The sequence below is a fragment of the Allosediminivita pacifica genome (genome assembly GCF_003054175.1).
Lineage (GTDB): Bacteria > Pseudomonadota > Alphaproteobacteria > Rhodobacterales > Rhodobacteraceae > Allosediminivita > Allosediminivita pacifica.
On record NZ_QBKN01000061.1, the window covers coordinates 1 to 7856 of the forward strand.

At 65.2% G+C, this 7856-nt stretch carries 12 protein-coding genes; all 12 read right to left on the bottom strand.

Annotated elements, in window-relative coordinates:
* Positions 1 to 158: 158 nt before the first annotated feature.
* Complete coding sequence (locus tag C8N44_RS22515) at positions 159 to 1913, bottom strand: relaxase/mobilization nuclease domain-containing protein (RefSeq protein WP_107978938.1); 1755 nt, start codon at positions 1911 to 1913, stop codon at positions 159 to 161.
* A 243-nt stretch (positions 1914 to 2156) separates the two neighbouring features.
* Positions 2157 to 2921: a lytic transglycosylase domain-containing protein gene (locus tag C8N44_RS22520; RefSeq protein WP_107978939.1), complete on the bottom strand. Its 765-nt coding sequence runs from the start codon at positions 2919 to 2921 to the stop codon at positions 2157 to 2159.
* 2 nt (positions 2922 to 2923) lie between these two features.
* Positions 2924 to 3259: a DUF736 domain-containing protein gene (locus C8N44_RS22525; protein WP_107978940.1), complete on the bottom strand. Its 336-nt coding sequence runs from the start codon at positions 3257 to 3259 to the stop codon at positions 2924 to 2926.
* Between the two features lie 66 nt (positions 3260 to 3325).
* Positions 3326 to 3868 carry a S26 family signal peptidase gene (locus C8N44_RS22530; RefSeq protein WP_107978941.1) on the bottom strand — a complete coding sequence of 181 codons (543 nt, stop codon included), beginning with the start codon at positions 3866 to 3868 and terminating at the stop codon, positions 3326 to 3328.
* Positions 3865 to 4386: a DUF2840 domain-containing protein gene (locus tag C8N44_RS22535; protein WP_107978942.1), complete on the bottom strand. Its 522-nt coding sequence runs from the start codon at positions 4384 to 4386 to the stop codon at positions 3865 to 3867. The genes C8N44_RS22530 and C8N44_RS22535 overlap by 4 nt, the downstream gene beginning before the upstream one ends.
* On the bottom strand, positions 4386 to 5558 hold the full coding sequence (locus C8N44_RS22540) for a replication initiator protein A (RefSeq protein ID WP_107978943.1): 1173 nt from the start codon (positions 5556 to 5558) through the stop codon (positions 4386 to 4388). The genes C8N44_RS22535 and C8N44_RS22540 overlap by 1 nt, the downstream gene beginning before the upstream one ends.
* Positions 5559 to 5575: 17 nt before the next feature.
* Positions 5576 to 5857, bottom strand: a complete 282-nt coding sequence (locus C8N44_RS22545; protein WP_009573772.1) for a helix-turn-helix transcriptional regulator — start codon at positions 5855 to 5857, stop codon at positions 5576 to 5578.
* A 137-nt stretch (positions 5858 to 5994) separates the two neighbouring features.
* Positions 5995 to 6333, bottom strand: coding sequence for a DUF2285 domain-containing protein (locus tag C8N44_RS22550; protein WP_244641157.1), 339 nt, complete (start codon positions 6331 to 6333; stop codon positions 5995 to 5997).
* Between the two features lie 127 nt (positions 6334 to 6460).
* Positions 6461 to 6769, bottom strand: coding sequence for a transcriptional regulator domain-containing protein (locus C8N44_RS24245; protein WP_373282745.1), 309 nt, complete (start codon positions 6767 to 6769; stop codon positions 6461 to 6463).
* Positions 6770 to 6875: 106 nt separating this feature from the next.
* Positions 6876 to 7145, bottom strand: coding sequence for a DNA -binding domain-containing protein (locus C8N44_RS22555; protein WP_107978945.1), 270 nt, complete (start codon positions 7143 to 7145; stop codon positions 6876 to 6878).
* A 99-nt stretch (positions 7146 to 7244) separates the two neighbouring features.
* Positions 7245 to 7493, bottom strand: a complete 249-nt coding sequence (locus C8N44_RS22560; protein WP_021120486.1) for a helix-turn-helix domain-containing protein — start codon at positions 7491 to 7493, stop codon at positions 7245 to 7247.
* Between the two features lie 195 nt (positions 7494 to 7688).
* Positions 7689 to 7856: DUF736 domain-containing protein (locus C8N44_RS22565; protein WP_146178907.1), on the bottom strand; the 168-nt coding region annotated here is incomplete at its 5' end.

Below are 7856 nucleotides of genomic sequence, written 5' to 3' on the forward strand. Positions count from 1 at the left end.
AACCAGGGCGGGCCCAGCTGTGCCTGATAGCCGAGGCTCGCGGCCACGTATTGCGTCGCGCCCCAGGTGGTGGCCAGAATGATGAGGAAGACGATGGAGATCTGCCCCCAAAGGATTTTTGTTGCGGACATGACTGTCGCTCCTTTCCTGTGTTTTGATCAGAGACCAAGACCGCGCTTGCGGCCGAAGTCCCAATCGACCCCGCCGTCCCCGCGGGCGACGCCGGCGACATTCCGGCCGAGGTGCTTTTCGAGGGAGGGGGACCAGGGCACCAGCTGGAAGCCGAGCGCGCCGTCGGCGCCATAGCCCTCGATCATCGCGAAGCGCCCGGAAGCCAGCGCGAGACGCTGGCGATAGAGGCCGCTGACGTAGTCACCCGCCCCCGTCTTGCTGAACGGCAACCCGGTTTCCCCTGAGAGCCGCTCGCCAACCGCCTGCAGCTCCCGGTCGCGCAAGGTTCCAAGCAGGCGCCGGGCAAAGACCACTCTGCCGCCCCTCTGCTCGGCCAGCCCCTCCGAGGTCAAATGATCGGCCCGGGCTTCCAGAGCCTGCCGGACCTCGGCACCGAAGCCCTGGTCCGATAGGGCGAGCGGGTCGCGCGCGATGGCCTGCCGGTCGAGCCAGGTGGCCCCGGACGCGGAGACCTGCGCAGCGAGGTCCAGGTCGGACCGGGCCGCCAGTGCGACGCGACGCTGGCCACGCGCGTCGTCATAGGCACGGAGCTCCACGATCGAGCCTGGGGCGCTGTCGCCGGCGGCGTCGAGATGAGGCAATCGGATATGGTGACTCCGGCCATCGACACCATCGACTACGGCATAGGCCGTCCCCTTCAGCTCGTCATCGAGACCCCGCTGGACCAGACGGCCGATGACGGGAACATCGAGGCTCTCTGCGGCAAGGACGTAACTCGAGGACCCGCGCTCGATCCCCCGGTCCGTCAGGGCACGATGCATCCGCTTGATGATGTCGCCACGCTCCCCCATCTCCCGCAAGACCGCCTCTGCATCGTCCCTGATGTGCCATTGCGCCTGTCTGATCTGGCCAGCAACGCCGAGGACTTCCAGCCGGCGCAACCGCCCGACCTTCAGCGCGTGAAACGCATCCGGCTGCCGATCCGCATCCGGCGCCATGTCGAGGATGCGCGAACGCCCCGCGTCCCGCAGTAGTTGACGGTCGAGCTGCGTCCAACGCTCCGCCCCGAGCTGTCGCTCAAGCGTCCGCCGGATGTCGAGATCACTGCGTGGGCCCAGCTCCTGGGTGATGAGATCCCGTGCCCTGTCCCGCATTCCCTCCTTGATGTAGTCCCGCGAGATGACGAGATCCTGGTCGTCGTCGCGCACACCCCGAACGATCAGGTGGACGTGCGGATGCGCGGTGTTCCAGTGATCGACGCCGACCCAGTCAAGCGACGTGCCGAGATCCTGCTCCATCCGCCCAACGAGATCGCGGGTGAAGGATTGCAGGTCGGACATGTCCGGCGCGTCGTCGGGTGAGACGATGAACCGGAAATGATGACGGTCATCGCGACACCGCTCGGCAAAGGCCCGGCCATCGGCATCCTCCGTTCCCGGCCCGAAGAGCCTGGCCTTCTCCCCGTCCCGGGTCACGCCGTCCCGGCGCAGGTAATCGAGGTGGGCTCCGAGGGGCGCGGATTTCCCGCTGTGCCGCACCACACGCGCCTTGATCACCGCGCCGCGCGTGCGGGCGGTAATGAGGCGGTTGGCCTGAATACTGGCACGCTGACCGCGCCCGAAGCGGGACCGATTGCCCGGGGTGACGCGCCCGGCCCGCGAGACGCCACCCCCGGCCTTTTTCGCCGCAGCCAGGGCCTGTGCGATGAAGGGCCGGGCCTGCTGCGCTCGTGTCGAACGGATACGTCCTGGACGGATGCGGAACTCGCGATCATCGGGCATGGGAGGCCCCCACACAGTGCGAAACCGCACTGAATCTCCGAGTGTTAGGCACATCTCGCACGGTGCGAACACGCGCCACACAGTGCGAAACGCGGCAAAAACATGAACAAAAACAACCGCCCACCCGCCGCGCACCGTGCGCCCTTTTATCCTGCCATCCTTCGGTCGTGGTGCCCGCCACCACCGGCCGTCCCCTCAAACGCACGCCAGAGCACGATAGAGTGCGAAGTGTCGTCGCGCGGATCATGGCCGGGCCTCACCAGTCTCCGGCTGGACGAAGAGGCCCTCAGATCGCGGGGTGAGGCCCGCCTGCGGCACCGCCGGGACTGGTGAAGGAGCGCCGCCGCCCGTCCGGTGAGGCAACTCAGGATCGATCGCAAGCGTCCCGTCGTCGCGGCTGATAAAGATCGCCGCCTCACGCCAATCGAGCGGCCGGGCTGCAGTGATAGCGGTGCCCGATGGCCGCTCGCCAAGCAGAACGGGTGCAAGCGCAGCGACGTAGGCGCGCGTCTCGGCCGGCAACGGACGATCCGCCAAGCGGTATTCGTCGTAGCGGGCGGGACCGGCGTTATAGGCGGCCAGCATCGCCGCGACATTGCCATAGCGGTCCCACATCTCGCGCAGATAGGCCGTGCCCGCAAGGATGTTGTTACGCGGATCGTAAGGGTCTCGGCCGAGGCCATGACGGATGCGCAGCCCGGCCCAGGTGTCGGGCATGACCTGCATCAGCCCCATCGCGCCAGCGGAAGAAACCGCACGCAGATCGCCCGCACTCTCTGCCCGCATCACGGCCATGATCCAGGTCGTCGGTATGCCGAAGCGCTGCGATGCCTCGGTGACCTGGGCGGCGTAGGGATGCGCGGCGATTGCGTGTTCGGCCACATCGGTTTGCGCCAGAAGCGGTTGCGTGGCGGTGACCGGGAGGAAGAGGCCGGAAAGAAGAAGGAAGAGAATGCGGCGGCGAGCGCCGCATCTTCCCGAAGCGGGACGGGTGCAGGACACGATCATCGTCAGTCCCGCTCGTCGCGCTTCTTCGGGCGGGTCCAGTGCAGCCCCCACTCCCTGCCCTCCTCATCCGACTGGAACAGGCGGGCGCGGATCGGATGCCGGAAAACCGGATCATCGAGCAGGACCGAAACGAACGCTCCTGCGGTTTCGCCGGTGTGTTTCCAGCCCGCGCCAACCTCCGGGCCCTCCTCGTCACCGAGGTGGATACGATAGGCAGGAGCCTTCTCTGAATCGACGTTATCGGTTGGAACGAAGGTCAGCTCCAGGTCGAGCGAGAGCGTGCGAAGCTGTCCGGAATAGCCGGACGGGGTGCGTGTGAATTGGCCGATCTGTGGCATTGGAAGCTCCTTCCTCATGCGGTGAATGGGAGGCAGGCCGCTCGCACGTCCCGCTATGAACGCGCGTCACCGCTCCGGCGCGTGCCAGACGAGGCGGCCATCGCCGCCCTCGTCGGTGAACAGTGGACTGGCCCGGCCGATCACTGCCGAGGTGGGGAACGGACCGAAGTAGCGGCCATCGAAGCTGTCAGAGACCGCCGGGTTCATCAGGAACACCTCGCCCTCCGCGATGGTGCGACAGCCCTGCCAGACGGGAAGATCGCGGCCCTGACTGTCGCGCTCTCGCGCCTCCCCCAGGTGTCTGCCATCGACGGTGATCGCAGCGCCGTCACGGCAGACCCGTTGTCCCGGCAGCCCGATGACGTGCTTCAGGATCGGCGTATCGCGACCGACATAGCCGCGCGCGGCCATGAAACCCGCAAGGAGTTCGGGCGGCATAACGGCGACCAGATCTGGCACCATGAGCCGATCCGCTGGCGCGATGGTGTAGAAACCGATCGGCACGCTGGCCGAGGCGTTCCAGACCAGCCGTGGCGCAGTCGGGATGCTGCCGGCGATGACGGCGGCGAGCGCCGCAACCGTCACCATGATGTAGCGGGCACGGGTCATTTTCCGATCTCCCGACGCCGGAGCCATGCGGCATGGCGTTCAGCCGTATAGGGTCGCGGCGCTTCGCCCGCCCTCATCCAATGCGCGACATGGCGCCAGTGATCGGGATCGACCTCGGCAGGATGGATGCCGAGACCCTCGATGGCATCGACATGGCGGAGGACCTTCTCGACCTCGGCCCAGCCTTCGATCTTCAACAAAATCTCGCCACCTGGGCGCACGAATGGCAGCGTCTGATAGGAACGGCCGGGCGCCATCGTCCGCACGATGTCGATGCGCGAGACGACGGTTCCATAGTCATTCGCCGCCCAGCGGACGAAGGCGAAGACAGAACCCGGCATGAAGAAGACCACACGTCGGCTGCGGTCCAGGACCTGCTCCCCTGCCCCATTGCCGAACCGGATCCAGAACTCGGTCTGCTTCTCCAGCCAGATCAATTCGACGCGGGTCATACCATCGAAGCTGAGCGACGAAGCCTCAATCGCGGATGATTTTCCGGGTCTCAGAATGACACTCATCACCGACCTCCCGGAGGATCGAGTGGAAGGCGCGCCAAGTCTGGGCGACGGACCGTGTCGGAGGCGGGGCTGTCCGGGAGCGATCCGGCAGCGCCAGGCATGCTCAATGCGTCCGGTTTCTCAGCCTTTCGAAGGCTCCCGGCTGCGCTGCGGATGATGTTCTCCACATCATCTGCGCGCTCTTCAAAGTTAGAGTCTTCGTTAGACTCTAAGTTAAGGGAGCGATTTCCACTTTTACTTCTGTGCGTTACACTCTGTTTGGGTTCCTGATAGCACGAGACCCCGGTTCCTGATGGCACGATAGTCCGGGTTCCCGATAGCACGAGCCCATTCACAGGTTTTCCACAGCCCGGAGTAGGCTCGAAAGCCAGCAGCTTGCGGCCACCAACCTCAGTCTCGAGAAAGAGCGTGTAGCCCGGCAGCGGCTGCCGCCGGATGATGTCGCGAAGCTCGAAGGCGAAGCGCTTGAAGGGGGACAGCGCCCCGGATTTCTGGTGAAGATGATGGAAATCGAAACGCCAGCCGTCCCGTTGCCTGCCACCATGCTTGCGCACCAGGCGATAGAGCCAACGGTCGAGCCCGCCGGTCAGGTCGAAATACGCCCGATCAATGGTGAGGACGAGCGCATTGTCGAGCACGGCCCGGTAGAACCAGTCGGGCACGATCAGCTCGATGCCGTCCGGGCGCCCCTCCCTGTCGCTGCGCTCCTGCCATTCGTTGATCCAGGAGAAGCGATGGCGGCGTCCTTCAGCCGGCTGCCGGATCGAGGTGGAGATCGTCGTCGACTGCAGACGATCCAGCGCCGCCTTCAGGCGCTGGTAATCCCGCGCACTGGTTCCGCGACCAACATAGGTGAGGATCTCATATGGGGTGGCGGCCATCAGCCGGGAGGTGCGCAGCCCCGCGTCACGCGCCTCGACGATCTGGCTCGCCGCCCAGATCAGGATGTCGGCATCCCAGATCGTAGCCATACCGTGATCGGGAACCGCTTCGACCCGTATGCTGACGCTGCCAGCGGCAAAGTCGATCGGTGCGACCCGTTTGGATTTGGCGAGGGAGAAAAAGGGATAGGCCATGAGGTCTTGCGCATCTCTTGGGGCGAAATCCCCGGGCAGCGCGCGGAACAGATCGAGCTGTCCACGCTCGGAACGGGGTCTGCGTCCATCGGTCATGAAGGTGTCGCCCCAGGTCAGCGCACGAAGCGGCCGGGCTGCGGGAGGTTCGGGAGCGTGTGGCGTTTCGCTGGCAGCACCTGCCCGCGCGGGTCGGAAGTCGAGGTGACAGCGCCGCGTCCGACCCAGGCCTGGAGGTCCTCGATCGCATAGACCACACGCCCGCCCAGCTTGTGGTAGGCGGGACCGGTGCCGTAGGTCCTGTGCTTCTCCAACGTGCGAGCGGACAGGCTGAGGAACTGCGCGGCTTCCTTGGTGCGCAGATAGCGCGGGGGAAGTTCGGTTGAGATGGCGGACATCGGGCGTCTCCCTGCTGTGTGTGACCAGTGCCGCGAAACAGCGGCTGATGACGGTCACGATGGCGAAGCGCGCCCGGTCAGATGCAGTGGGGAGTTGGCAGGGGTAAATTCGCACACCGCGGCGCGGGATCGCCGACCTAGAGGCGGCGCTGGTGGCGCAGGAGCTTGCGATAGCCGCCAGCGATCAGGTCACGCCCCTCGCGCAGGAGGCTGGAGACGGCAAAGCGGGCCGAGGAGACCTGCCATTCATCGCGGTCCAGGCGACCGGTCCGGAACAGGACCTCGGCGATCTGCTTCTGGGTCGCGCCATGGAAGGCGGCATCCGAGGCTTGAAGGACACGCCGCAGGCGCGCCTTCTGCTGCGCGGTCAGACGGGTGTCGCGGGGGATCGATCGACGGCGGTGCTGGTCCGCCAGGAGCCGCTGGATCGCCTCCATGCGGTCGAGCCCCTCAGGGCCGAGCGGAACGGTAGCCACAAGCCGACCGTGCTGCTTCAGGGGAACGACGAGATGCAGGTATGTTCCGTCCGGCAGCCTGTGGCGCAGGTGCTTGCCAATCGGGGATGCCCTGCCCTTCGGGGCAACTATCTCATCGCCGGGAGTATCAGTCTCTCCGGCGAGTGCTTCGGGGGCGACCGCAAGGAATACGGCGCTGGTATCGATTTCGGGGCGCCAGAAAATCTCTGCAACAGTCGCGCTCAGACCGGGCCGTATCGGGAAAGCAAAGACCCCATCGACGGCCGACCTGATCCCTCAGGTCAGCCCTCTCAGGTGGTCCCCCTGCAAGTTCTGCATAGTCATGTTGATACTCAGGATTACGGCGCAGGCATTCCCAGCCGAGTTCCGGCGCGGCCAGATCATTGAGATAGTCGTAGGCGGCCTGGTCACGCCAATTCGAGCGATCAGGTTGCATGGCATCGCCTCTCCCCTGGGTTGATCTCAGGAAAGGATTCCGGGAGATCAATCACTTGGGAAGTCCGCCCCAAGGCATCAGGTGATGCGCGGGACGCATCACCTTCTCAGTTGTTTTGCCCCGCCGCCAATTGCCGATACCCCACCGAACTCAGCCAGCGCGCGCGTCCAAGATGGGCGTCGTGGACCAGGCGCGCCCGCTCCGGCTCTTTCTGCGTATCGAGCCCCAGGATGATCTGCGCGGCCTCCTGCCAGCTCGCGCCTTCGCCTGCAGCATCGAGCAAACGCATATACTGCGTCATGTGACGACGGTCATACTCCGTCACCACGGCCCCCTGCGGCGGCACATCCTGCAAGCTGCTGATCGTCACGCGCATCCCCACTGCGGCTTCTGTACAATCCTAGCACAGAAGGTTGACGTTTTCCTGAGCACGGCAATAGCGCAATTCCGTTCACCACAAAACCTGCCGGAATAGTCAGCTCTTAGCGACGGCCTTCGCCTGCACATGCATCACTCCAATCCCCTGGTCGGAGTTCAGGAGCAGAATGCCATTCGCTTCGAACGCCCGTCGAACCTGATCGCGCGTGGTCTCGTAGACCTCGAGCCCGCTTTCGGATTCGAGGCGCTTGAGCGCGGTCAAAGATACCCGGGCCTCATCCGCAAGCTGCTCCTGTGTCCATCCAAGAAGCGCACGCGCGGCCCGCGATTGTCGGGCGGTGATCATGCAGATCACCTCCCATCCGGCCCGGCGCGCACGCCAGAACTACGACTATTATAGTCGTCTCTGCATGAATCTCCACCGGAATTCTTCTGCGTTTATATTGCGTTTTCGTCTTGGCGCCGCCGAACCGGAAAACTGATTCGGTTGCCCGGTTCGGCGGGCGGTCCCCGGCCTCTCGGCCGGGGCCTCACGGCGCCGCTACTCGCTGCGGCGACCGTTGGGACGGGACCAGATCAGCGCGTAGCTCTCGCCGTCTTCGTCGTCGAAGAGGTTGGCGTAGATCGGGGCGGTGAAGCTCGGATCGTCGAGCTTGAGGCCCAGATAGTCGCGGCCCTCGCCCGAGCGCTTGGACCAGGCGGCGCCGAT

Coding starts and splice junctions, on each gene's coding strand:
- C8N44_RS22515 (WP_107978938.1), bottom strand. CDS start 1,913: ATGCCCGATGATCGCGAGTTCCGCATCCGTCCAGGACGTATCCGTTCG.
- C8N44_RS22520 (WP_107978939.1), bottom strand. CDS start 2,921: ATGATCGTGTCCTGCACCCGTCCCGCTTCGGGAAGATGCGGCGCTCGC.
- C8N44_RS22525 (WP_107978940.1), bottom strand. CDS start 3,259: ATGCCACAGATCGGCCAATTCACACGCACCCCGTCCGGCTATTCCGGA.
- C8N44_RS22530 (WP_107978941.1), bottom strand. CDS start 3,868: ATGACCCGTGCCCGCTACATCATGGTGACGGTTGCGGCGCTCGCCGCC.
- C8N44_RS22535 (WP_107978942.1), bottom strand. CDS start 4,386: ATGAGTGTCATTCTGAGACCCGGAAAATCATCCGCGATTGAGGCTTCG.
- C8N44_RS22540 (WP_107978943.1), bottom strand. CDS start 5,558: ATGACCGATGGACGCAGACCCCGTTCCGAGCGTGGACAGCTCGATCTG.
- C8N44_RS22545 (WP_009573772.1), bottom strand. CDS start 5,857: ATGTCCGCCATCTCAACCGAACTTCCCCCGCGCTATCTGCGCACCAAG.
- C8N44_RS24245 (WP_373282745.1), bottom strand. CDS start 6,769: ATGCAACCTGATCGCTCGAATTGGCGTGACCAGGCCGCCTACGACTAT.
- C8N44_RS22555 (WP_107978945.1), bottom strand. CDS start 7,145: ATGCGCGTGACGATCAGCAGCTTGCAGGATGTGCCGCCGCAGGGGGCC.
- C8N44_RS22560 (WP_021120486.1), bottom strand. CDS start 7,493: ATGATCACCGCCCGACAATCGCGGGCCGCGCGTGCGCTTCTTGGATGG.